22 protein-coding genes and 1 pseudogene are annotated in these 24,944 nt (G+C 58.0%); 8 read left to right on the top strand and 15 right to left on the bottom strand.

What is annotated here, in order from left to right; genetic code table 11:
* Positions 1 to 488: 488 nt before the first annotated feature.
* The 5 genes from BLS41_RS19150 to BLS41_RS19135 all read left to right on the top strand — a co-directional run bounded on the left by BLS41_RS19150 (position 489) and on the right by BLS41_RS19135 (position 4,870).
* Complete coding sequence (locus BLS41_RS19150) at positions 489 to 740, top strand: hypothetical protein (protein ID WP_074767661.1); 252 nt, start codon at positions 489 to 491, stop codon at positions 738 to 740.
* A 249-nt stretch (positions 741 to 989) separates the two neighbouring features.
* Positions 990 to 1,772 (top strand): ABC transporter substrate-binding protein, encoded by a 783-nt coding sequence (locus BLS41_RS19145; RefSeq protein ID WP_074767659.1) that lies wholly within the window; start codon positions 990 to 992, stop codon positions 1,770 to 1,772.
* Positions 1,773 to 2,052: 280 nt separating this feature from the next.
* Complete coding sequence (locus BLS41_RS19140; protein WP_074767657.1) at positions 2,053 to 3,168, top strand: succinylglutamate desuccinylase/aspartoacylase family protein; 1,116 nt, start codon at positions 2,053 to 2,055, stop codon at positions 3,166 to 3,168.
* A 186-nt stretch (positions 3,169 to 3,354) separates the two neighbouring features.
* On the top strand, positions 3,355 to 3,684 hold the full coding sequence (locus BLS41_RS38490; RefSeq protein ID WP_143026319.1) for a hypothetical protein: 330 nt from the start codon (positions 3,355 to 3,357) through the stop codon (positions 3,682 to 3,684).
* A 19-nt stretch (positions 3,685 to 3,703) separates the two neighbouring features.
* Positions 3,704 to 4,870 carry a porin gene (locus tag BLS41_RS19135; RefSeq protein WP_074767655.1) on the top strand — a complete coding sequence of 389 codons (1,167 nt, stop codon included), beginning with the start codon at positions 3,704 to 3,706 and terminating at the stop codon, positions 4,868 to 4,870.
* A gap of 144 nt (positions 4,871 to 5,014) precedes the next feature.
* Here BLS41_RS19135 and urtE read toward each other — a convergent pair whose 3' ends face one another.
* The 5 genes from urtE to urtA form a co-directional block, all read right to left on the bottom strand.
* Positions 5,015 to 5,704 (bottom strand): urea ABC transporter ATP-binding subunit UrtE, encoded by a 690-nt coding sequence (urtE, locus tag BLS41_RS19130; protein WP_074767653.1) that lies wholly within the window; start codon positions 5,702 to 5,704, stop codon positions 5,015 to 5,017.
* 2 nt (positions 5,705 to 5,706) lie between these two features.
* Entirely contained in the window at positions 5,707 to 6,444 is a 738-nt protein-coding gene (gene urtD, locus BLS41_RS19125; RefSeq protein ID WP_074767651.1) for an urea ABC transporter ATP-binding protein UrtD, read from the bottom strand.
* The gene (gene urtC, locus BLS41_RS19120; protein ID WP_074767649.1) at positions 6,441 to 7,574 is read right to left on the bottom strand and encodes an urea ABC transporter permease subunit UrtC; all 1,134 of its coding nucleotides are present in this window, start codon (positions 7,572 to 7,574) and stop codon (positions 6,441 to 6,443) included. The genes urtD and urtC overlap by 4 nt, the downstream gene beginning before the upstream one ends.
* 4 nt (positions 7,575 to 7,578) lie before the next feature.
* A complete protein-coding gene (urtB, locus tag BLS41_RS19115; protein ID WP_074767647.1) occupies positions 7,579 to 8,481 on the bottom strand; it encodes an urea ABC transporter permease subunit UrtB in 903 nt (300 codons plus the stop codon).
* Positions 8,482 to 8,549: 68 nt separating this feature from the next.
* Entirely contained in the window at positions 8,550 to 9,740 is a 1,191-nt protein-coding gene (urtA, locus tag BLS41_RS19110; protein ID WP_074767645.1) for an urea ABC transporter substrate-binding protein, read from the bottom strand.
* A gap of 368 nt (positions 9,741 to 10,108) precedes the next feature.
* On the opposite strand from urtA, the gene BLS41_RS19105 reads away from it, so the two are divergent.
* Together BLS41_RS19105 and BLS41_RS19100 are read left to right on the top strand one after the other, a co-directional pair.
* Complete coding sequence (locus BLS41_RS19105) at positions 10,109 to 11,275, top strand: transporter substrate-binding domain-containing protein (protein ID WP_074767643.1); 1,167 nt, start codon at positions 10,109 to 10,111, stop codon at positions 11,273 to 11,275.
* A complete protein-coding gene (locus BLS41_RS19100; protein WP_074767641.1) occupies positions 11,272 to 11,880 on the top strand; it encodes an ANTAR domain-containing response regulator in 609 nt (202 codons plus the stop codon). Before BLS41_RS19105 ends, BLS41_RS19100 begins: the two co-directional genes overlap by 4 nt.
* 58 nt (positions 11,881 to 11,938) lie before the next feature.
* On the opposite strand, the gene BLS41_RS19095 is transcribed toward BLS41_RS19100, so the two are convergent.
* The 5 genes from BLS41_RS19095 to BLS41_RS19075 form a co-directional block, all read right to left on the bottom strand.
* Complete coding sequence (locus BLS41_RS19095; protein WP_074767639.1) at positions 11,939 to 12,544, bottom strand: ANTAR domain-containing response regulator; 606 nt, start codon at positions 12,542 to 12,544, stop codon at positions 11,939 to 11,941.
* Positions 12,545 to 12,554: 10 nt separating this feature from the next.
* Positions 12,555 to 13,703, bottom strand: coding sequence for a transporter substrate-binding domain-containing protein (locus tag BLS41_RS19090; RefSeq protein WP_074767637.1), 1,149 nt, complete (start codon positions 13,701 to 13,703; stop codon positions 12,555 to 12,557).
* A 235-nt stretch (positions 13,704 to 13,938) separates the two neighbouring features.
* Positions 13,939 to 15,513: an amidase gene (locus BLS41_RS19085; protein WP_074767635.1), complete on the bottom strand. Its 1,575-nt coding sequence runs from the start codon at positions 15,511 to 15,513 to the stop codon at positions 13,939 to 13,941.
* A gap of 593 nt (positions 15,514 to 16,106) precedes the next feature.
* The gene (locus BLS41_RS19080; RefSeq protein ID WP_074767633.1) at positions 16,107 to 16,916 is read right to left on the bottom strand and encodes a hypothetical protein; all 810 of its coding nucleotides are present in this window, start codon (positions 16,914 to 16,916) and stop codon (positions 16,107 to 16,109) included.
* 22 nt (positions 16,917 to 16,938) lie between these two features.
* The gene (locus BLS41_RS19075; protein ID WP_171910270.1) at positions 16,939 to 17,949 is read right to left on the bottom strand and encodes a glycosyltransferase; all 1,011 of its coding nucleotides are present in this window, start codon (positions 17,947 to 17,949) and stop codon (positions 16,939 to 16,941) included.
* A 287-nt stretch (positions 17,950 to 18,236) separates the two neighbouring features.
* On the opposite strand from BLS41_RS19075, the gene BLS41_RS19070 reads away from it, so the two are divergent.
* A complete protein-coding gene (locus BLS41_RS19070) occupies positions 18,237 to 19,127 on the top strand; it encodes a polysaccharide deacetylase family protein (protein ID WP_074767629.1) in 891 nt (296 codons plus the stop codon).
* Positions 19,128 to 19,238: 111 nt separating this feature from the next.
* Here the strand turns inward: BLS41_RS19070 and BLS41_RS19065 are convergent, their stop codons facing one another.
* The 5 genes and pseudogenes from BLS41_RS19065 to BLS41_RS19050 all read right to left on the bottom strand — a co-directional run bounded on the left by BLS41_RS19065 (position 19,239) and on the right by BLS41_RS19050 (position 24,897).
* A complete protein-coding gene (locus BLS41_RS19065; protein ID WP_074767627.1) occupies positions 19,239 to 20,369 on the bottom strand; it encodes a glycosyltransferase in 1,131 nt (376 codons plus the stop codon).
* Between the two features lie 62 nt (positions 20,370 to 20,431).
* Positions 20,432 to 21,028, bottom strand: a pseudogene (locus BLS41_RS19060) (sugar transferase); the annotation flags it as partial.
* 124 nt (positions 21,029 to 21,152) lie between these two features.
* Complete coding sequence (locus BLS41_RS38480; protein WP_143026316.1) at positions 21,153 to 21,347, bottom strand: hypothetical protein; 195 nt, start codon at positions 21,345 to 21,347, stop codon at positions 21,153 to 21,155.
* 263 nt (positions 21,348 to 21,610) lie between these two features.
* A complete protein-coding gene (locus BLS41_RS19055; protein ID WP_074767623.1) occupies positions 21,611 to 22,651 on the bottom strand; it encodes an EpsG family protein in 1,041 nt (346 codons plus the stop codon).
* Positions 22,648 to 24,897, bottom strand: a complete 2,250-nt coding sequence (locus tag BLS41_RS19050) for a polysaccharide biosynthesis tyrosine autokinase (RefSeq protein WP_074767621.1) — start codon at positions 24,895 to 24,897, stop codon at positions 22,648 to 22,650. The genes BLS41_RS19055 and BLS41_RS19050 overlap by 4 nt, the downstream gene beginning before the upstream one ends.
* Positions 24,898 to 24,944: the final 47 nt, after the last annotated feature.

Here is a 24,944-nt window from a genome sequence, read left to right as displayed (position 1 = left end):
ATGCGCGAATGAAGTACTCGATGACTTTCTTCATACTGATATGCCCGCGACGCTGAAAGGGGTCACTGGCCCAAGGAGCATCGATGATAGCGCCAAAGCAATAATTTTTTGCCGATTATCCGGTCGGCATCGGCAAATAATCCACGGCTTGTTACGCGCCAATGCGCGACAAATCCGTCCATCCACTTTTAACGACAATTTATGCGGAATCTTTAGTTTTACCGCTTCGCGATTTAAACGCCGGGCGCGCGCGAAAGCGGAATCAGTTGCTTTAATGGCTGACAAATCTGAAAGGAACCGCAGGTGTCACAAATGGCACCGTGGATAATCCCGCCGCGATTACCGGACGCGACCTACGGCATCTAATACGGCATCTAAAGAAGCGTGCTGCCATTGCCGATAACGATGGCTTGCCCCGCCGCCGCTTCGCCCGATCCGTTTCGCGCGCGCGATGACGGGCGTCGACGAGCCGGACAAGAAATCAAACGATGCGCCTGAGAAAAACCGAGTGGATGGGAGTGGCCGTCGTGGCCGGATCGATAGCCTGCTTCGGCAGCTGGCTTCAGGGGGAAATGAGCCGCGCGGCGCTGGCGCGACTTCAGCGCGACACGCCGGACTCGCACAGCTACTGCGCGGGCATGTCCGTGCAGGACACGCAGACGATGGACAAAGGCGCGATGTGGTGCGGCACGATCGATGCCGCGCACGCGAATTCGCCGGCCACACTCGGCGCGCAATAAGCGCAACGAGCGCCAAAACCCCACGCGAGCGCGCTGGCCGATCGGCATAAAAACCACTCTAGAGGCGATCCTCGCACGCCATCCGGTGTTTCACTAGCTACCCAATATTTTTGACCTGATAAGCTTGCCCCGCGCTGCAGGCCTCCCCGGCCTGCGGCATAACCCAAGCCCGGTCGTGAGACACGCCGGGCGTCCCGCAGCGGCACGACCGGACGCGGGAGTATTTGAACTACACCGAGGAGTTAAAGAGTGAAAAAACTGCTAGCGGCTTTGACGGTTGCTCTGCTTGCCACCGTCTCGATTGGCGCACACGCTAAAGATTGGTCGACGATCCGTTTTGGCGTTGACGCCAGCTACCCCCCGTTTGAGTCGAAGGGCTCGGACGGCAAGCTCGTTGGCTTCGATATCGACCTCGGCAATGAAATCTGCAAGCGCGTGGGTGCGAAGTGCGTGTGGGTCGAAAACGACTTCGACGGGATGATCCCGGCGCTGAAGGCGAAGAAGTTCGACGGCGTGCTGTCGTCCATGTCGATGACGCCGCAACGCGCCGAACAGGTCGCGTTCTCGTCGAAGCTGTTCAACACGCCGACGCGTCTCGTCGCGAAGTCGGGTTCGGGCATCCTGCCGACGGCTGACTCGCTGAAGGGCAAGTCGGTTGGCGTCGAACAGGGCACGATCCAGGAAACCTACGCGAAAACGTACTGGGAGCCGAAGGGCGTGAAGGTCGTGCCGTATCAGAACCAGGATCAGGTCTATGCCGACCTGCTGTCGGGTCGTCTGGACGCGGCGCTGCAAGACGCGGTGCAAGCTGAAATCGGCTTCCTGAAGACGCCGCGCGGCGCAGGCTTCGCGTTTGCGGGCAAGGATCTCGACGATCCGAAGACGCTCGGCAACGGCGCAGGCATCGGCATGCGCAAGGAAGATACCGATCTGAAGGCGAAGGTCGACAAGGCGATCGCCGAGATCATCAAGGACGGTACGTACAAGAAGCTCGAGAAGAAGTATTTCGACTTCGACGTGTACGGCGGCTAAGCCCGTCACGCGCGTCTGACGGCGCGCGTATCGGCTGGCACGACGGGCCCCGCTTTTGCGGGGCCCGTTTCGTTTGCGCCGCCGCATAAAGCCACGCAACGCGTCATATCGGCTAAGATCGTGCGATCGCGGCGGCCCGGACTGCGCCGCCCGCAGCCTGTAAAACACGGCCGCAAGGCACTTGAAAACGCCGCCCAGGCGGCCCCCAGAGACGCTCGCTTTTCCACTGAAATCAACGACATAGCGCGGCACGCTCCATCTGGCCGCGGATCTGACAACCATGCAAACCCAAACTCATCCGCTGATTGCCCCGACGCTCGGCACCGCCCGCAACCTGACGAGTTTTCATTACGGTTCCGGCGGCGGCCAGAAGATCTATATCCAGTCGTCGCTGCATGCCGACGAGTTGCCCGGCATGCTGGTGTCGTTTGAGCTGCGCCGCAAGCTGGCCGCGCTGGAAGCCGCGGGCAAGGTACGCGGCGAAGTCGTGATCGTGCCGGTGGCAAACCCGATCGGCCTGAACCAGCACTTTCTCGGCCACCTGACGGGGCGCTTCGAAACCCTCACCGCGCAGAATTTCAACCGCAATTTCCACGATCTGTCGGCGCTGGTGCAGCCGGTGATCGAATCTCGCCTGACCGGCGACATCGACGCAAACCGTGCGGCGATCCGCACGGCCATGCGCGAGGCGCTCGACGCGCAAACGCCGCACACCGAACTCGACTCGCAGCGTCTCGCGCTGCAAAAGCTGTCCTACGACGCCGATGTCGTGCTCGATCTGCATTGCGATTGGGAAGCCGCGATGCACCTGTACACGAATCCCGACCTGTGGCCGGAAGTCGAGCCGCTCGCCTGTTATCTGGACGCCAAGGCGTCGCTGCTGGCGCTCAACTCGGTGGGCAATCCGTTCGACGAGATTCACAGCTTCTGCTGGTCGGATCTGCGCGGCCGTTACGGCGACCGCTTCCCGATCCCGAACGGCTCGATCTCGGTGACGATCGAACTGCGCGGCCAGCGCGAAGTGTCGTATGAACTCGCTGAAAAAGACGCGCAGGCGATCATCGAATACCTGACCTCGCGCGGCGTGATCGAAGGCACGGCTGCCCCGCTGCCCCCGCTCGAATTCGCCGCCACGCCGCTGGCCGGCACCGAACCGCTGGTCGCTCCGGTCAGCGGCGTGCTGGTGTACCGCTGCGAAGTCGGCACCTGGATCGACGCCGATCAGCCAATCGCCGATATCGTCGACCCGTTGACGGATAGCGTCGTCACCATCAGGAACACGGTGGCCGGCGTGCTGTATGCGCGACATCTGACGCGCTTCGCGACGGCCGGACTCGAATTCGCGCGCATTGCCGGCGCGACGGCATTCCGCAGCGGCTCGCTACTGAGCAATTGATACTGCGGCTGGAAGCGGGAAACCCGTCATCGAGCGGGCTTTCCGTGAGGGTGCGAGTTAGCCCGTCCACCTCGGTTCAGCAACCTAGGCAAATCGCCCGCTAGCATCGCGGGCGATTTGCGTTTACACGCCGGCTTTTCGTCAGACTCCCCATGAAGCAGCACGCCGCGAGCGGATTCAATTGGCGTGCGCAAACGTTTTCGTCAAAGAAAATTCAGCAATAACGGCTGCATTCCGGAAGATTTCTCAAAAATACACATTCGCGACGGGCACCCTCATTTGCCGGTTTCAACACCGGAAAACAGTTTGTTTTTTTCACCCGGCTATATCCACGATTCGAACAAAGCTTATACGCAGATGGCCTTGCGCGATTTCAGCTTGCAAAGCTATGTAAGTGTCGCGTCAATGCCACAGATTCAAAAAATAACAGAAGGTGTCACATACGTTTCTCTGCGTTCCCTTAAATTTCGCCCATCGCTCGATCCGACCACAGAGCTCGACGCCGCGATCGCTTAATTTTTAATTGGAGAAAGTCTTGAACAAGAAAGTACTGACCGCCGCTACGCTGGCCATCTTCGCATCCGCAGCACACGCACAAAGCAGCGTCTCGCTGTACGGCATTATCGATGCCGGTATCAGCTACGTGAACAACTCGAAGAACGCCGCTGGTGGTAGCGACCGTCTCTTCAAGTACGACGACGGCGTTGCACAAGGCAGCCGTTGGGGCCTGCGTGGCACGGAAGACCTGGGTGGCGGCCTGAAGGCGCTGTTCGTGTTGGAAAACGGCTTCAGCAGCGGCACGGGCGCAGCTGGCCAGGGCGGCGCACTGTTCGGCCGTCAGGCATACGTTGGTCTGTCGCAAAACAACGTCGGCTCGCTGACGTTCGGTCGCCAGTACTCGTTCTCGACCGACTATCTGGGCGGCAACTACTCGACCGGTGGCAACACGGTTGCGGGTAACTACGCTTTCCACATCAACGACGTGGACCAACTGACGTCGAGCCGTATCAACAACTCGGTCAAGTTCAGCAGCGCGAACTTCTCGGGCCTGACGTTCGGCGCGTTGTACGGCTTCTCGAATCAGGCTGGCGCATTCGCAGGTGCGAATTCGACGACCTCGGGCACGACGACGACCGCTGGTTCGTCGCGCGCTTACAGCTTCGGCCTGAACTACGCAAACGGCCCGTTCGCCGTCGGCGCAGCGTACACGGACATCTCGTACCCGGCACAATCGTCGCCGGCGTTCTCGACGGCGCTGGCTAACGTGACCACCGGCACGGTCCGCGATCTGCGCACGTTCGGTGTTGGCGGCCGTTACACGATCGCTGCTGCTACGCTGTGGGCGTTGTACACGAACACGCGCTTCGAGCCGATCACGGGTGGTTCGACGACGTTCTCCGCGTACGAAGCAGGCGCGAAGTACGCGTTCACGCCGGCACTGACGACGGGCGCAGGCTACACGTACATGCACCTGAGCGGCGCGAATACGGGTCACTGGAACCAGGTCGACCTGAGCGTCGACTACGCACTGAGCAAGCGTACGGACGTCTACGCACTGGGTATCTACCAACTCGCTTCGGGTAACAACAAGGGCACGGATCTGCAAGCTCAGATCGGTTCGAGCACGAGCTACTTCAGCACGTCGGGTACGGGTTCGGACAACCAGCTCGCATTCCGCGTCGGTATCCGTCACAAGTTCTAAGCGCGTCTTTCTCGGCGGGAGCCTTCGGGTTTCCTGCTGTGACGAGATTCGAAAAAACGCCCTACGGGGCGTTTTTCTTTTTGTGGTTGCCAGCAGGAACTCAAATGACGTTAGCCGTGGCAGCGCGCGTTCTCCCTACCTCATCTACACCGTCAGAAATCGCATGATCTTCTCCGCGTCTACGTCCTCTCGACGGTCGGCATGTACAAACCGGCCCTTCTCGATGATCAGAAAGCGGTCGGCGATATCCAGCGTGAACGACAGTACCTGCTCCGACACAACCAGCGCAAAACCACGCTCGCGTTTCAGCCGGTTCAACGTCCGCGCGATTTCCTTGATGATCGACGGCTGGATACCTTCTGTGGGTTCATCCAGAATCAGCACGCTCGGATCGGACACCAGCGCCCGGGCAATTGCCAGTTGCTGCTGCTGACCACCTGAGAGATTACCGCCGCGCCGCTTGCGCATTTCCCGCAGTACCGGAAAGGCTTCGAAAATGTACTCGGGAATCACCGGTTTTCTAACGTGATCCATTCCGCTCAGAATGTTCTCTTCCACACTGATATTCGGAAAGATCATGCGCCCCTGCGGAACGTAACCGAAACCCGCCGCCACGCGCTGATAACTCTTTGCACCGGCAAGATCCTTTCCTTCGAGTTCAATGCGCCCGCTGCGCGATGGAATCATCCCGATCAGCGACTTCAGCAAGGTCGTCTTGCCCATCCCATTGCGGCCCATCACCGCCAGCGTCTCTCCTGCCGCGAGATTGAAACTCAGGTCATGCAGCACATGACTCTCGCCATAGAAGACATTCAGATTTTCGACATTCAGCATGGTCAGTGCCCCAGATAAACTTCAATGACTCGCGGATCGCTTTGCACCTTGCTCATCGACCCTTCAACAAGCTTCTTGCCTTGGTGCAGCACCGTCACCTTATGCGCGATCGCCTTGACGAACTCCATGTCATGCTCGATCACCACCACCGAGCGCCCTTGCGCAATACGCTTCAGCAATTCGCCAGTCAGCTCGCGCTCTTTCGCGCTCATACCCGCCACGGGTTCGTCCAGCAATAGCAGGTCCGGCTCCTGCATCAGCAACATGCCGATTTCAAGCCACTGCTTCTGACCATGCGACAGCAGCCCCGCGCGACGCTTCAATTGATCGCCGAGGAAAATCTCCTCTGCTGTCTGATCGATACGATCCCGCAATCGCGCATCGCGCCGGAAAAACAGACTGCCGAATACATCGCGCTTGTGCGGATAGGAGATCTCCAGATTCTCTTCAACGGTGAGTTCCTCGTAGACCATCGGGTTCTGAAACTTGCGCCCGACACCGGCTCTCGTGATCTGATATTCAAGCATCCGTTCGAGGTTGAGCCCCTTGAACGAGATCGTGCCGGCTGTCGGTTTGGTTTTGCCGCAAATCATGTCTAGCAGCGTAGTCTTGCCCGCCCCGTTCGGTCCGATTACGACGTGCAGTTCGTTGGTTTCGACGTAGAAGTTCAAGTCGTCGACCGCTTTGAAACCGTCGAAGCTCACCGTCAGGTTTTCTACCGAAAGAATCATCTGACTCATTGCGCGCTCCCTTTTTCTTCCGGCGACGATTGCAGCAGACCCGCGAGCCCCTTCGGCAGGAACATCGGCACGAAGATAAACAGTGCGCCGATCAGGTACACCCAGAAGCCGACAAAATGCTCTGACAGGTAGCTCTTCGCGACGCCCACCACGAGTGCGCCATACACCGCGCCGATCGGTGATAGCCGCCCGCCGACGGCCGCATAAATCACCATTTCGATCGACGGCACGATGCCGCACAACGAGGGCGATGCGAATCCCACCTGCATCGTGAACAGCGCACCGCCAATCGCCGAGAACAATGCGGCTACGGCAAAAATAAAGCCCTTGAACAGCGCCGGGTCGTAGCCGGAAAAGCGGATACGATCTTCACGATCCCGAATCGCGACCAGTACCTTGCCGAGCCGGCTGCGCACGATAAATCCGCTCACCAGAACCGCCAGTAACAGCAGCACTGCGCCAACGTAGTACATCACGTAGACGGCGGTATTGCTCTGAACGCTATAGCCCATAAACGTCGGCAAATTGGTAATGCCGTTGATACCGCCCGTGTAACCCTGCTGCCCAATGATCACAATCGACATGATCGACGCGAGCGCCAGCGTGACGATCGAGAAGTACACGCCACCCACACGCTTGCGGAAATTGGCATAGGCGAGAACGAAAGCAACCAGCGCCGGCAGGATCAGGATCGCGGGTATCACAAACCAGATATGCGTGAACGGCTGCCACCAGGTGGGTAATGTCGTGATGCTGTTCCACGTCATGAAGTCGGGCACAGGTGGGCCGTCGCCGCCGAATACGGCAGCGGCTGGATCTGCCGCGCTCGCTTCGAGCTTCATGTACATCGCCATCATGTAGCTGCCGAGCCCGAAGAAAATGCCTTGCCCAAGGCTCAGAATGCCGCCGTAACCCCAGGTCAGCACCAGCCCTACCGCACAGAAAGCGAAGCTCAGATACTTGGCGTAAAGACCGAGCCGGAATACACCGCACAGTAACGGAATGGCGACAAGCAGCAGCGCCGCGAGCAGCACAAAGCTGTAACGTCCAGAGAGTGCGATCAGGTTCGCGCCGGTCGCCGCAAACGGCGACGACGCACGCGGGAGCGAAGCAGAAGAAGCGTTTTTCATGAATTCACCGTCTCATCTTTAGAGCGAACAGACCATTCGGGCGGAAATACAGCGCGACGATCACCAGCATCAGAATGGCTGCCTTGGCCATCGAGCCACTCAGGAACAACTCGAATAGCGACTGCATCTGTCCAATCGAAAAGGCCGACAGGAAAGTACCGAGCAAACTTTCGACGCCGCCGAACACGACGACGATGAACGTGTCGACAATGTATTGCTGCCCTGTCACGGGTCCCGTCGATGCGAGCAAGGTCAACGCACTACCGGCGATCCCCGCGAGTCCGCAACCGAGTGCAAATGTCACAGCATCCACCCGCGCGACGTTGATGCCCGCCGCGCCCGCCATCGGACGGTTTTGCATCACGCAGCGAATACGCAAGCCCCATCGGCTGCGAAACAGGAATAGATAGACGGCAATCGCAACCACCGCGGTCAGTCCGATGATGAACAGTCGGCTCAGCGGAATGGCCGTATTGGCCGTCGCATTCCATGCGCCCTGCAGCCAGCTCACCGTCGGCACGCTGACGTCCACCGGTCCGAAAATTTGCCGGAATAGCTGCTGCATCACGAGCGAAAGACCCCATGTCGCGAGCATCGTGTCGAGCGGCCGTTTGTACAGATGCCGGATCATTACTCGCTCCAGCAGCAGACCCACCGCGAAGGTGGTAACGAACGCCACCGCTATGCCGACGATGAAATACGCGCCCATCACCGAAGGCGCGAAACGCTGGAACACCTGCGACGACAGATACGTCATGTACGCACCGAGCGCCATCAACTCGCCGTGCGCCATGTTGATCACGCCCATCAGGCCGAACACGATCGACAGACCCAGCGCCATCAGCGCCAGCACGGTGAACAGAGAGAGGCCGTTGAAAATCTGCGGAAGAAAGGTATCGAGTGTCATTTGCAAAAACGCGAGAATGGGCGTGGACGTGCTGCATCCACGCCAGGTGGCAAAGACGCGACAGCCGCTTAAAGCTTCGGAAACGGATTCGGTTCGAGCAATGGCGACTCGTACAGAATGTCGACCTGGCCATCCGGGCGGAACGCGCCGATTCGTGCGTGTTTCCACAGGTGATGATTAGTCGCGTGAAATTTGACGTGCCCTTCCGGCGCATCCCACTCAAGACCCGACGACGCCGCCACGACTTTTTCCACCTGCAATCCACCCGCCTTTTCTGCTGCCAGCTTCCATAAATGGACCGACGTATAGCTCGCTTCCATCGTGTCGCCGACCACGCGGTCCGCGCCATAACGCTTCTTGAATGCGGAAACAAAGGTCTTGTTGGCGGGCGTGTCGATACTCTGGAAGTAACCCATGCAGCTCATCACGCCGACAAGGTTCTCCTTGCCGATGCCGTACGCTTCTTCTTCGCTGACAGCGAGCGCCATGATTGCCTGGTTCTTGCCGGTGATGCCCGCGGAGTTCAACTGCTTGAACAGCGCCACATTCGAGCCGCCGACAATCGTCGACAGGATCACATCCGGTTTCGCTGCCTTGATCTTGTTGATCACCGACGAGAACTCGACTGCGCCCAGTGGGAAATAATCTTCACCGACCACCGTGCCGCCTGCCTTCGCGACCACCGGGTGCGCGATACGGTTGATCGTGCGCGGCCACACGTAGTCGGAACCGATCAGGAAGAACTTCTTGCCCTTGTTCTTCGCGAGCCAGTTGATCGCTGGAATCACCGACTGTGTCGCCTCCTGTCCGGTGTACATGATGTTCTTCGACATCTCCAGCCCCTCGTAATAACAAGGGTAGTAAAGCAGCCCGTTATAGCGCTCCATCACCGGCAATACGGCCTTGCGCGACGCCGATGTATGGCAGCCGAAAATCACCGAAACCTTGTCGCTCTCGAGCAGCTTCTGGGCTTTCTCGGCAAAGGTCGGCCAGTCGCTCGCGCCGTCTTCGACGATCGGTTGCAAAGGACGGCCGAGCACGCCGCCGCTCGCATTGAGTTCGTCGATCGCCATCTTTTCGGCATCGACGATATGCGCTTCTGCAATCGCGAGCGTGCCAGTCAGCGAGTGCAGAATCCCGACCTTGATCGGTTCGGCGGCCATCGCCGAACGGCTTCCAAACGTAGCGGCTGCGGGCAGCGCCGTTGCGGCGGCAGCGGCCAGAGCATTCTTGATAAACGTGCGACGATTTGCTTTCATTGCGCTCTTTCAAAAGTTGAAGACAAAAAAAAGCCCGAAGCCAGCTAACGCTGGACTTCGGGCTTTGGCGGCCGGTGCACCACCGGACGCCTTTGTCCGGTAACGCGGTATTCGGTATGACGAGGGGACTGTGTCCCGTGGTCGATTATCTTAATGCAACGACTGTGCCAGCAACGGCGAAAAACAAAACTCTTCCGGATACGTGCTGATGTACGGTATTTTCTTAGCGTCGCGCACTATGCGTATATTCACGTTTGCACTTATCCTTGCACACGTGCAGTGCGATTGCGCTACACATCAGTGCAACTGCACTATGCGTGCACTGATGTGCACAACGTAATTCCGGCTCTTCTGTTCAGACAATCGACATGACCCAATCCAACCGGGACCCGATCAAGGTCGGCGTTCTCTTCTCTGCAAGCGGTGTCACCGCTCCCATCGAATCGTCGCAGCAACGCGCCACCATCTTCGCAACCGAAGAGATCAACGCAGCGGGCGGCATCGACGGCCGCGAATTGCAGTTGATTCTGTGCGATACCGAGTCACGCCCCGCGCGTTACGCGGAACTGATGAACGAAATGATCGCCGGCGCGCAGACCCGCGTGATCGTCGGCTGCTATATGTCGAGTACACGCAAGGCCGTGTTGCCTATCCTCGAACGGCACAACGCGCTGCTGCTCTACCCCACGCTGTATGAGGGCTTCGAGTGCAGCCGCAACGTGATCTACACCGGTGCGGCGCCGAATCAGAACAGCCTGCCGCTAGCGGGCTATATGTTGAAACATCACGGCAAACGCGTGTTCATGGTCGGCTCGGATTACATCTACCCGTACGAGGCCAATCGCGTCATGAGCGACCTGATCTTCGAAAACGGCGGTGAGAAGCTCGAAGAAATCTACCTGCCGCTGAACGCCGACTACCCGAGCTATCAGGAAGTCGTGAAGAAGATTGTCGCGGCCGAACCGGACTTCATTTATTCCACGGTGGTCGGCATGGGCATGGCGCATCTCTATCGCGCCTACGCCGAAGCCGGCCTCGATCCGTGCAAATGCCCGATTGCAACATTGTCCACGACAGAGACCGAATTCACTGCGATGGGGGCCGACCTCGGCGAAGGACATATCACGTCGGCCCCGTATTTCCAGTCGGTCGACACCGCGGTCAACCGGGATGTGATCACGCGCTTCAAGCGCCGGTTCGGCGACGAGGTCGTGACCGATATGTGCTGGGAAGCGGCCTATTTCCAGATGCATCTGCTGGCGGACGCCATGCGACGCACCGGCAACGCCGATCCCGACGCGCTGCTTCACACGCTGCCCGGCATGGAACTCGACGCGCCACAAGGTCGCGTGCGCATCGACGAACAGAACCATCATACGTATCTGCGCCCGCGCATCGGCAGGCTCAACCGGCACGGTCAGTTCGACATCATCCATGAAGCGCCCAACTGGGTTCGCGCCGACCCCTTCGTCATTTCGTATAGCCTCGACGAAGCCGACACCACGCAAGCGAAGACTGAAGAGGCCAGCGAATGAAGGCCCCTTACACCGCCCGCACGCCGGAGATTCTTCGCGACATCAGGTCGCTCAAAGTCGCCGTCATTCATCCCGACGACGAAGACCGCGAAGAGTTGCTCGCACAACTGAACCGCATCGGCTGCAGCATCCAGACCTTCTGGCCGCGTGCCGACGACTTGCCCGACGACATAGACCTGGTGTTTCTCGCCGTGCGTCCCGAGTCACTTGCGGTCGAACTGACGTGGCGCGAACGCAAAGGCGCGCCTCCCGTAATACCGGTTGTGACCTACGAAAACCCGATCATCATCGAAGCTGTGATGTTGTTGCAGGCGCATTGCGTGATTCCGTCGCCCGTGCGCTCGTTCGGCGTGCTGACCGCGATTGCAGTGACTACATTCCAGCATCGCAGCCGTCAGCAGATGGAGCGGCGCCTCAAACGGACCGACGAAAAAACCAGCGAGCGGCGCCATATCCAGCGCGCTACAGCGATTCTGAGCGAGACCAACGCGATCTCCGAAGAGAAGGCGTATGAACTGCTGCGCGCAAAATCGATGGCCGAGCGCACGCCCATCGAACAGGTCGCGAACTCGATCATCAAGGCGAGCAGTCTGCTGAAGCTTTGAAACCGCGCGGCGCCGGGCACTGATTCGGCCAGGGCGTCGCGCGGTTGTTACCGCATTGTTACCGCATTGCTCCCGCTTTCTCCGACGACACCGCATTGCCGCTCACAATAGATTCCGCAAACGCTTCGATCGGCATTCGTGCGGCCTGCGCTCGCGTCCTGATCTCGTTGTGTGCTTGTGACTCATCCAGTCCGGACGCCATCAGAATGACCTTCGCGCGCGCAACCGCCTGATCCCCCAACGCGCGGCGCTTGTACCGATGACTGTCTTTCAAGGTCTGCTGATACTGCTTCCACAGCGTGCGCGCTATCGCCAGATTGGCGAGCAATCCGAACGCACGCAACGGACGCTCGATCACCGCGAAGAACCGCGATTCCAGCACGATCTGCAGAATGGCCGGGTTTTCATAATTGACGATGGCGATCATGGTGGGTCCCGCGTCCTTGACCGATTGCAGCAGCTTGCGCACCGCCGGGAGCGCTTCGTCGTGAATCGACAGGAATACGACGTCCACAGCGGGCGGCAGCGTATCGGGAATCGGCCAGACGCTATTGACGCGACAGCCGATTCGCCGCAAATGAGTGATCAGGAACTGCCCCTCGGAATCCTCCGGATTCACGGTAAGCACATTCAGACCTCGTAGATCGCGCAGAAATGCCGACATGACGCCTCTCTCAGTGCACCACGACGGACGCATTCAGCAGCGCCGCCTGTGGCTGTAAATCGATCATGAAAGGGTCGGGCCTTACGCAGCGGCCCGGGTCGAATACGACGTCGATCGTGCCGCGTGCGTTGACACGTCCGACCTTCGGCCATAGATAGGTGTGGTTGTTTTCCCGCTCGACGCGGACCGTGCCCTGAGGCGCGTCGAAATCGATGCTGTAGAGCGCGTCAAGCAGCGGCTCGATGCGGTCGCTGTGCGACAGTTCGAGCGCCTTCGCGAATAGATGCACCTGAAAATAGGCCGCTTCCGCGTTACTCGTTACCGGCATGCCGACACCTCCCGCACGGGCCATCGCGGCAAGAAAGTCCACATTGCGTTCGGTAGACAAGGTGCTGAAATAAGGCGCGGCAACGATATGCCCTTCGGCCGAACCTGGCTGCATCTGGGCAATTTCGGCTTCGTTAGTCGAGAGACTGCCTATTGGCATCGTGGCCGGATCGAAGCCATGGCGGCGATATGCGTCGTAGAAAAAAGCCGTTCCATCGCCGACCAGACTCGAATAGATCACGTCCGGTTGCGCGGCTTCGATCGCGGCCAGTGCGCCTTCAATATCGGCCTGTTCGACTTCTAGCGGCAGATATCGTTCTCCTGCAACGCAGCCGCCAGCCAGCCTGAACAACTCACCCACCACGCGATTCGACTCATAAGGAAACACGTAATTCGAGCCGATCAGATACACCCGCTTTCCGTAGTGCGTGGCGAGATAGTTCACCAGTTGCACTGAATTCTGATTGGGCGCGGCGCCCGTATAAATGCAGTGCTGCGAGTATTCGAAGCCTTCGTACAGGGTCGGATAAAACAGAAGCGCCTCGCGCGCCTCGACCACAGGCAGCACCGCCTTGCGTGCGCTAGACATCTTGCAGCCGAAGATAATCCTGACACCGTCCTCGTCGCACAACCGGCGCGCGTAGTCGCGAAACAGCGTGGGCCTGGCCCGCGGATCGTACGCAATGGCCTGAATCTGACGCCCATGAACACCGCCGCGACGGTTGATTTCGTCGATTGCGAGCAGCGTCGCCGCACGCTGCGTTTTCTCTACGGCAGCGGTCACACCCGTCTCCGAGAACAGAACGCCGACCTTCCATACCGAGTTGCTCATCAAAAAATCCTGACGGATTGAAGCCTTGTATGCCCGCGAGACGGCGAAAAAAAAGCCCCGTCCCACACCTGAGTGCGGGACGGGGCTTCGTTGCCCTTGGCGCTGAACGACACGCCGTAACTGGGTGATGCGGCCTCATCGAGAAGCGGCATCGCGCTATTTTTATAGCATTACGACGCTCGCATCGTCAATCGAATCAAAATTACGCCGTGTATGTCGGGACCCAATTCGCCCTTCACACCGACGTCAGCGCAGGCGCCTTGCGATGTTGCGTCGCCTGCTCGTACGCGTAGGCCATCGCGATCAATGCGGCCTCGTCCCACTGACGCCCGACGAAAATGATGCCGAACGGCGAGCCCGATGCGTAGTACCCGGCCGGCACCGTGACACCCGGCAAACCCGCGATGTTGATTTCACCCACCGTGGTTTCCTGGATCGTCTCCTTGCCGTGAAGCGGCGGCAGTTCGCAGCGCATTTGCGGAAACGCGAGTGCATCAATCTGCTGGCCGTCCATCACCGCGTTGAAAATGCGCAGATAACTCGCCTTCAATGCGATGAAGCCGGAGATATCCGGCGGCGCCGTCGGATTGGCGAGTGCAGCGACGAATTCCGGCAACGTGTGCATGAAATTCAACACGCCTCCCGGACCAAACGCGTTTTGCGATGCAGTGGCTTTAGCGAAGTCGTCGAAGGTCTTCAGCGCAGCATCCGGACCCAGTCGTTGCAGATATTGATGCACGTCGTAAGGAATCGACTCGAGACCGCGCGCGTCGAAATTGGGCAGCGGCAAGGTCGGCTCGCGCAAGGCCGCGAAGTCCGATCCCGCGAACGGATCGTCGACGAGGATCGCGCCCGCCGCTTCCAGTTCCCGCTTCGCGCGTTCGTACAGTTGCGCCGCTTCTTCCGACAACGGCTGCGTGCGCCAACCCGCGCCATACAGACCGATGCGCTTGCCCTTCAACGAATCGACACTTAGCGCGGCCGTATAGCCCCCTTCCGGCTGATGTCCGACCGATGCCAGGGTCTTGGGGTCTTCGGACGAATAACCGGCCAGCACGTCGAGGCACAGCGCCGCGTCGCGCACCGTGCGCGCGATCGGGCCGACCACGTCGCGATTGCCGGACAGAGGCACCACGCCCGCGTTGGGGACGAGTCCGATGGTCGGCTTGATCCCCGCCAGGTCCTGCGATGACGCCGGGTTCTGGATCGAGCCACCCGTTTCCTCGGCGAGCCCCAATACCGCCATTGCCGCTGCGACGGCCGCCGCCGTGCCCGCGCTGCTCGCGCCCGGCACGCGGTCAGGAATCACGACGTTCAACGTGGGACCGGCCCAACTGTCGTTTGCATGCGTGCCGGAATGGCTTAGAACAGGCACGTTGGTCTTGCCGAGCATGATCGCTCCGGCCGCGCGCATGCGGGCCACGACGGGTGCGTCGGTGGCTGGCATCAGGTCGACGCCGCCCGTTTTGCTGTAGAGCTGCGACCAGCCCGCCGTGGTCGGAAAGCCGACCATGTCCATCGGATCCTTGATGACGACCGGCACGCCCGCGAGAGGCCCCAGCACCTCGCCAGCGGCGCGTCGCCGGTCGATCTCGCGTGCATCGTCGAGAGCGGCCTCGTTCAGGAAAATGATCGCGTTGTATTTCGCGTTATAAGTCTCGATCTGTTCGAAGCAGGCTCGCGCAAGCGACTCCGCGGTAAAACGCCCAGCCGCGAAGCCTTCCTGCACCGATTGCACGGTGAGCGTCGACAGATCGATGTCGGCTTTGTGATTCGTGCCAGGCTGTATCGTTGAAACGTCATGTGTCATGTTCAAGTCCGATAGGGAACGTCGGTTCAACGTCGATCGCGAGCCGGCCGCGCAGGTGGCGGCCGACTGAACAGTCGACGCGACTGGAAAATTGAGGATCGTTTCAGGCGCGATGCGCGCGAAAACACGTCACCGCAACGCGAGCTTGCAGCCGCGAAGTGAAAGGACACTACCTGAAGGGAATCTGACGCCGTTGTCAGGGTGGATGGAGGCGAGGGAACCGCATGCCTCGATCACAAAGGAAACTTTACTGTGTTCCCCGTACCGGCGGTGGCCTGAGAGGAGACCGCGCGGTGCGTTGAATATTGCATGGCAAAATGCGCGCGTCAAGCAGGCACTTGCGCGACTCACGTCTGCAAACGGGATGCGGCTTGCGGCTCCGCTACCGTGTGCACGCGACCATCTGGTAACGCAACCTTCCACTTCGCCACAGCCAGCTCCAGAGACACGGCCAGTACGAGCGTTTCGGAATGTCTCTTGTTTACCTGAACTGTGCGCATGATCCTCTCCTTTGAGTAACGGCCACGCGGCTAATTCTATGAACGGCGTCGGGTGCGTTCCGTGGACCAGTCCTGCATAGGATCTGTCCTTCTCTACATGCAGATTGCGCTTTTCGCTTTTCTGAAGGCGCGTTGCACAATGCCCGGATTTGTCCGAACGAGTTTTCCGCCGAGCCGAATACAGCAAGCCGTCAAATATTTCTCGTTAAGTATCGCCCGTACCTTATTGATCTTTAACTCGTCTGATGCGCCGCTCGACTTGTACCAGCCGGCTCCGGCATCCTTAGGAAACATCCAGCGCGAAATATGCGCCGACAGGATGGGATCGATATCCTCTCCCCAGACTATCTTTTGGTCTTGTATCGTCAGGAAAAGCTGATTCAATACGTCATCCGGCACTGTCAGTCGCGAACCCATCGTCTTGAGAAGTGTCCCTGACATACCAAATAAGTAAGTGCTGACCCAGCCGCTAAGCTGCACCCCATTCAGCGTGAATCTCTTGTCGAAAGAATTGAATTCACCCGACAGAGCGGGTCCGTCAATGCGTGCCAGTTTGCGGAATGCTTTCACAAATCGCGCAGACTCCGCAGCAGACCAGTCGCGGTTGAAGCAAAAGGTATCGTTGCAAAAGATATAGACGTCGCGATCGTCGCCTCCCCCCGCGTGATGCATCCCGGCGTCCCAGCCTGAAAATTCCCAGCGTGAATTATCCCCTTCGATATAGCGCACCGCGCCGGGCAGCGAGTCCGGCCCGTTGCGTCCATTGTCAATAAAATACAGTTCGAAGTCCGGAGTGACCCGGCGCATCAGCGATATGAACTCCGATAGCCCGTGTCTCACATTGTCTTTATAAAATCCCAGGAAAAATGCATGAAATAGCGGCCCTTCTGAAACTCTCTTCATGACTAGTTCCTCCCTTTTTTTGTCAGGACAGGCAGTAGTTGGCGACACGGTCACGAATGACCTCCCATGAATAATGTTCCGCCGCATACGCAACCAGCATCTCAGCTTCACAGTCCCGCTCCGATTGCGTGAGCCGGCGCCTTTGCTCGAATTTGCTCGCCAGTTCTCCGACAGAACTGAATACATAGTCGCCCTGCGGAAGATATTCCCGCACTCCTGATACAGCGCTGCAGATAACTGGAACGCCTGACTTTAGACCTTCCAGCAGCGCGTTATTGGCGGTGGCGAACTCCAGCGGCAACAACATGAAAAGCGCGTTGCGGATAGTCCTTTCATATTGCACATTGTCTAACCACCCGAAACAGGTGACGTTTGGGTAATCCTGAATCTCTCCTAGCTTCTCGGACTTCATACCGACAAGGTCGAAATGTGCAAACGGGAAGTGCTGAGCGAAAAACTGGACGATGCGCGTTAGCAATGCGTAGTCGCGATAAGTGTCGCCCACGACGATAATGTGAGTTCTGTCTCCGTGTGGCAGATCCTCGGCTCCCGCGCGCTCCCTTTTCCTGCACCACGCGCCATGAGGTATCTTTACAACGCGCCCGGGAAAACGTTCCTCGAACAGCAGACTCTGCTGAACGGTCAAAGTAATGAACTTGCTGACAAACCGCAAGTTGAAACGCTTGAGGTTCCGAATCAATGAGCCGTCGTCTTGCAACCAGTAATCTTCGCCCAGGTGAATGACATAAACGACCTTCTTTCCCATCAGCCTCAAGATCATTGGCGACAGGTAACTGGTTTGCTCGGGGTAAAAGAGAAGCACCGCCCGATAAGGGACGGCTCGAACGATCGTCAGCATATCGGTCAACACGAAATTGATTCGTCGCTTGAGCGACCGCACACTCCCTTCACTGCCCCATAATGCCCCGCCGTCGACGTAGTCGCTTTTCGACATGACTACGTGGTGATACCCCGCCTCACCATCGTGATGCTCCCAGCTAAAACCGGAATACAGGATGTCTTTATTTTTCATACCTCCCTCCGACTCGAGTTGCTTCATCGGGTCCTCTGCGAAGAACGCTGAACGGTGCATCTGGTCGCAGAGTCCTGTGCTTTTCCGACAACTTCTGAAAAAATACCCACCGCCCAAGAAGGCCTGATAGCATAAGTTTCACCCAGCATTCCTTACCAGTATCTGTCCGCTGAGAGCAACGCCCGGCAACTCACTCCTGTTCTATTCCATGCCACAGAGCACGCACGCATTTTGATCTGGCAATCACTGCACGAGTGAATCAATCGACTCAAAAAACTGAGGTTCAGATGAACTCAAAAATCTTGCTGCGTTCAGCCTTCACCTGGTTCGTATTGTTCACCGGCCTTGCGAGGGGGACACGTGCCCTACTCTGGAAAGATCGGGTTGCCGTCCTGCTCTACCATGCGCCAGAACCCGCCGCGCTCGACGCGCATCTCCAGTATCTGAAAAAATTCAGTGACATCGTTTCTTTGGCGGAAATCTATTCACCGGGGCGCGGCCGGCCTCGCGCGGTCATCACGCTCGACGACGGCCATGCCAACAATGCCAGATTGCTACCTATCTTTATCAAACACAACGTACGCCCCACTATTTACCTCTGTAGTAGCATCGTCGCGCAACCACGTACACATTGGTGGATGCATCCGGGCGCGCAAACGGCAGGTATAGAGCGGCTCAAACGCATGGCAAACCGAGAGCGTCTCAAAGAACTGCGCGCCCGGGGCTTCCGTGAGGACGCCACGGCGACCGACACGCATATCACGGGACTTAGCGTCGAGCAGATAGAAGCGATGCGCCCATATGTCGATTTCCAGTCCCACACCCGTTTTCATCCCATCCTAACGCGCTGCGATGACGTCGAGTGCGCTGACGAACTCATGGGCTCAAAATTCGAAGTCGAAACTTTGTCAGGACGGCCATGCGAACACTTCTCCTATCCGAATGGCGACTATGGCCAACGCGAGATCGAGGGCGCGAAAGCGGCGGGATATCGGACAGCACGCACGTGCGACATCGGCTGGAACGGCCCGACAAGCGATCCCTTCCGGCTCAAGGCGTTCGACATCCACGACGATTCCTCCGTAGCCTGGCTTGCTGCACAACTGACTGGCATTCCGCAATACCTGCGCTATGTGCTGCTTGGCGGTGGGATAAGGGGCCGGAAACCACAGCTTTGAACCCCTTGCACCTTGTTGACCTTGTCAATCGCGAAGTGCACGAGAAGATCGTCTCAAACGCTCCTTCAGCTGCTCGCACAATGACTCCGGAAGTGCTCCTACCACAGACCCTCAGGCTTCCAAGTCCGCCCGGAAGTCAGCACGGAGTTCCCTTCCTCGACCCTGTGGTTGAGCCGCGTAAAGCGAAGTCACTTCGCGAAAGAACCGATCCTCGCTGAATCGCTCCCGCGCCTCGATCATCGCGCGCGTCGCAATGGCGAGACCCAACTCTTCGTTGTCGAGCAAACCGCTTAACAGCTCGGCCGCCTCTGTCGCGCTATCGAATACCAGCCCCGTCTCCAAATGGCGAATGGTGTCCACGTTTCCTGCGCAACGCGATGCCACCACAGGCGTTCCCAGCGCCATAGCCTCGATCACGGACACCGGCATCCCTTCCCACGACGATGTGGACAGAAAGACGTCAGCCTGCCCGACTCTTTCCAGAGCCGCATCCCGACTAAGCCAGCCTGTCACCTCGACACCTGCATCGCGAAGCAGCCTCGTGGCATCCGGATCCCCGTCCCCTATCCAAAGAATCTCCAAGTTTTTCCGCTCAAGAAGGCAAGCTATCTGTGCGAAAAGCGCCGGATTCTTCTGCTTCCTGATTCCCGCTACGGTAACAATCCGTCTGGCGCCGGATCTACGAGCCTCTGTCTGCACCACACTGCCTCTCGCCAAGATCGCGTCGTCGACGGCGTTTTCAACGAGAACGGCGCGCCTACGCAAATAGCGGCGTATTGCCAGGCATTCGCTTTCCGAGCAACCTATGTACAGGCACTTTTTCGCGCATGCCAGCCATTCCAAAGCGGCAAAGCAAAGCTTCGTCGTTCTTCGAACGTCCGCACGCATAAAAGAGATGCAGTGTGGACTATAAAAAAATACGGTGGATCGCAAACAGAAGAGCGTCGACAGGCGCCCTAGAAAACCTGCGAATGACGAGTGCAGATGAACAATATCTGGGCTCAGGCCACAGATCTCCCTTCGTAGCCCGATCAGGGTCCGGGCAATGGACTGATCGCGCATCTGAAATCGTCGGAGAATAACGTTCGGGTGAAACAGTAAGGTCAAGTCCTTCGGCGTATTGTCGCGCACCGAATAGATCACATACACCTCGTTGCCCTCTCTTGCCAGCCGGTTCGCGATCGTACAGACAATCGATAAAGTCCCAGTGGCAGTCGACTCCATCACGTGAAGTATTTTCATCTGTCTAACTCCTCAATGCGCGATATACGTACCAACCAGCGGGTCTACCACACACGTTCAGGTTAATAGGCCCCGTCTCGCTCCCACACCACCTTGAACGTTCGCAAGAGAATCGATATATCCAGTAACAGGGAACAGTTCTTTGCGTAAGACACGTCGAGCGAGATCCGCGTCGCATAGTCAACGTCATTTCGCCCGCTTACTTGCCATAATCCTGTGATGCCGGGTTTGACCATCAAATAGTAGGACGCGTCAGGGCCGTACCTTGCCAGTTCCTGTTCGACAATAGGTCGCGGGCCGACCAGACTCATGTCTCCGCGAAGCACGTTCCAAAGCTGAGGCAACTCGTCGAGGCTGGTACTGCGTAATATCTTGCCCATCGGCGTAATGCGGATATCGTTCTTCAGCTTGAAGTCGCGAGCCCATTCAGCGCGCGCTTGCGGACTGGAGCAAAGCAGTTGTTCGAGAACCGCATCGGCATCTTTGACCATCGAGCGGAATTTCCAGCATCGAAAAGGCCGCCCCCCCCGACCAATACGGACATGCCCAAACACCGCGTGGCCTCCGTCCCTCGTGATCAGCAAAGCAAGGAAGACCAGCACCGGAAGCAGTATCGTGATCAGGAATAGAGCGGCCGAAATATCGATGGACCGCTTAATGAAACCTGTCACCCCGTGCGCCGGTTTCAATCCGGCCGCAGCCAGATCATCAAAAGATGTCGAACGGCTCACGGCTACATCGTCAGACGGCTCAGATGAGTCTGGCTCGATGCGTTTCTCCCAATTATGCATTTTCTTCCTCCTCGAGAAACATATCTTCGATTTCTATTTGTCCGCGCTTTAAAACAATGTGGCGATGTGGCGGATCGCGCGGGCTGAAGATATGAATTGCGACCTTCGACGACAGAAAGGCGGCTGGCGGTGTGAACGGAAGATCGACACGAGATCGAGCCAGAAGATCGGCCAGAACCCGACGCATCAGAATCAAACTTCACAAATAACATAAACCGTTTTACGGTTCATGTCGTTCACAGACGACGACCGCAACCTATGTCTTTCAGACAAACTTCAGAACTCACAGACATCAACAACAAACGACTCTTGCCAGCAAAGTACTACGGTAAATCATATGACTTACCCGGTTTTATCCGTTATGCGAACTCTTATATGAATTTATGCTTCAGATAGAAACGCAGTGGTTGATGCATCTTTTCTGACTCGCGCGCATTACCATCTATGTGTCTAGTAGTAGTCCTGCAGCGCGGGCATAGTCCGATAGGGTAGGAAAGGCGATCTCCCCTGACCTGCCTCGTCGACCATGTTATGAAGTCGCCCGGCTAATCCCAGCAATCCGATCACCAACAGCCACATAGCCAGACCGTGTGAAACTCGCCCCGACGCGGGCGCATATTGCCTGAGCATGACTACAGCCAGCAGGTAAACACCGATCATCTGAAAACGGATGCCCGCGTAGGTAAACTGCGTAGTTGCATAGGCGCCCAACGCAACCAGCGCACATAGACCCAGTCCGACGTTCGGAATATCGAAATCGCGCCTGAAACGCAGGATCGCGCCAATCATCAGCGCTTGCATCATCAGCAGCGCCAGTCCCGACGTCACGCTTGGCGCCACCATCTCTTCATACATGTCGCCCTTGTTCTCAAGATAGCCAGGCATGACGAGCGTGCCGGCGACGGCCAGAATCATGAGCAAGACCACCCAAACCCGTTGGGGTCGCTGCGTGATCGCAACGAAAAGGATAAAGAGCAGTGCCGCCGAAAAATGCATGCCAGTGGCGACAATCGCCAAGATCAGATAGCGAACGGGTTTCCTGTTCATCGGCACCTGCGTTGCCAGCAGAAAGATCGACGATGCGAGACCGAATCGCATCAGGTTCATGGTCAACTCGAAGAACATCGCAGGCACCAGCAGCAAACCGCCAAACCACGCACCATAGCGAGTACCCGCAATTCCCCAGATCAGAAGCACGGCGGTGGCCAGAGAAATCCCATTGACTACGAACCGTGGATCGGCCCAAATATCCCACAAGAACGCGGCTAAGAGACCGAACAGTGGCTCGCCGCCATAAACTCGAAAACTGTCCGGATTGGTGAACGCTGAGTAATACGACGCAGTATCGGTGCCGGCATGTCCGCGCAGGCACACCAACAAAATCAGCGGCATCGAAGTGATAAAGAGGACAGCCTTGCTGGTCCCCCCATAGCTGACAGACAGTGCGATGCCAAAATAGAAAATGGACAGCGGAACGAGATAGTAGATCATGAGGCATCCATCTCTTTTCTAGACTCGGTGGCAGGATACCGATACCAATCTTGCGATGTCCCATAACGGAAGTGGCCGGCGTGAGGATCGATGCCATTGAGAATCACGCCGGCCACTTCTACGCCAACCTGCTGCAAGCGCCGCACGGTCTCATCCAACGCACCTAGTTTGGTGAAACCTGCCCGCGCCAGCACAAAGACATTGCCCGCCGCAAACGGCGCGAGAATGGCAGCGTCCGGTACGGCGAGAAGCGGCGCCGTGTCCAGCACGACGACGTCATACCCTGCGGACAATTCCCTCATGACATGGTCGAGTCGCCTGCTGGCCAGCAGGTCGCCAACGATACGGGGACGCGATCCGGCTGGCAGGAAGTCGAGATTCGGTACGCCGGTTTGTATAATCGCGGCCTTGATCGGGATCGCCTGCGCAACTACGTCGGCGAAACCGTTGCTCGAGTCATTGGCAAACATCTCGCTGAGTTTTCCGCGCCGCAGATCGCCATCGATCAGCAATACGCGCTTGCCAGCCGCCGCCAACACTGCTGCAAAATTAGAAGACACAAACGACTTGCCGATGAGTGGCGATGGACTGGTAAACATCACCACGTTGTTACCCGTACTCAGCATTGAATGCTGCAATGCGGCTCGCAAGCTGCGAATACTTTCTATGGCGGGGTCTCCGGGATCGGTCAATGCGAGCAGGCCCCGCGCGCGCGAATGTCGCAAAGGAGGGAGCATGCGCACCGATCGGGAACGCGACGCGAGCGGCACGGCAGCGAACACGGGCAGCCCTACCGCCTGCTCGATCTCCCGAACATCCGAGACACCGGAGAACAGCATATCGCGCAGATAGGCGGCAGCGACGGCAGCTAAAGCACCCACTATCAAGGCGGCGGCAATGATCACCTGACGTCGCTTCGGGACCGGCTGGTGGGATACCAGCGCGCTATCAATCAGCCGCACATTGCCGATTGGACTGGCCTGCAACATATTTAACTGGCCAATATTGTTCAGCGTGCCCATATACAGGTCCTTGTTGACCTTCACATCGCGCTCGGCCCGCACGATCTCCCGTTGCTGCTGCGGCAGCAAGTCGATCCGCGTCTTCAACGAATCAGATTGCGCGCGCAGAATCGCGATCTTCTCGTCCATTGCGACAACCGTCGGGAAGGTCGGGCCAAATTGGGCCATCAGCCCCGCGCGCTGTTGCCTGGCTTGAGTAATCAGCGTTTCGTTCGCCGCTGACTGCTGGAGCAGCACCTGAGCCTCGCCACTGATGTCCACCGAACTCAGCCGGCTGCGCAAATCAAATAGCGCGGCTTCCGCTGCATCGAGCTTGTCCTTCAGCGGACCCAACTGCGCCTCGAGAAAAGCGCGGGAGCTGTTCGCTTCTTCGGTCTTACGGTCGATGTTCTGCTTGACATAGAAGAGTGCGACGGCGTTGAGCGTCTCGGCGATACGCTGTGGATCTGGACCTCGCAAGCTGGCCTCGATTACGTCAATCTCATCCTTGCCTTTCCGGCTGACTGTGATGTCGCGCTGAAGCTCATTGACAGTGTCGACCCGAGAGTGGCGAGTCAAACGAAAACGCGCACCAGGTTTCGCCGCGATCGATTGAACGTTTAGCGTGAGCGGTCCGCTTGCGCTCTGAAACGTGGTGGGCGCTCCAATTACTCCAGCCTGATCGCCGTCAAGGCCAGGGCCGGATAGCCGGAAGTGGCCAGCATCCGTAACGGTCAAATCAAAGGAAGCACCCTCAAGGTCAACTGGCACGTCGAATGAGCTAACCGCGATGCGCTCGCTTCCCCACGTATAACCGCCTATTCCGAACAGACCCGGAGTCGACAAGCTCCGATTGGCCCTGGAGATTGCATTGCCGATCAGCGGGAACCGAACCGGCCTCGCCTCGATGTCGAGATGTAGAAGGTCGACAGCGTTGGCCATCACCGAACGCGATGCAAGCACCCTCATTTCAGAGTCGGCGGACGACTTGACATCGAACATAGTTGCGACATCGCCAAGCGGCGAGCGCCCCGAAGCGTCGCTCACCGGTTCATCGATCTGCACCAGAATGTCCGCCTGATAGACGGGACTGGACAGAAATGCCCAGCTTACGCCGAGCAAAGCGATCGAGCCGAAGATCCAGAACATCATCTTTCGATGCAGGACGAAAACGTCGAGCAACGCGGCAAGAACAAACCCGGTTGGCTGCGCCGCAGGTTCGCGCCGATCCATGACATGACTCATTGCTGTCTCCATGCTTCGCCCTGCAATGCGAGAAATAATTTCGATTC

It is taken from the genome of Paraburkholderia fungorum (genome assembly GCF_900099835.1).
GTDB classification, from domain to species: Bacteria; Pseudomonadota; Gammaproteobacteria; order Burkholderiales; family Burkholderiaceae; genus Paraburkholderia; species Paraburkholderia fungorum_A.
The sequence above is the reverse complement of the archived record's forward strand: the minus strand, read 5'-3'. Positions and strand labels throughout refer to the sequence as shown.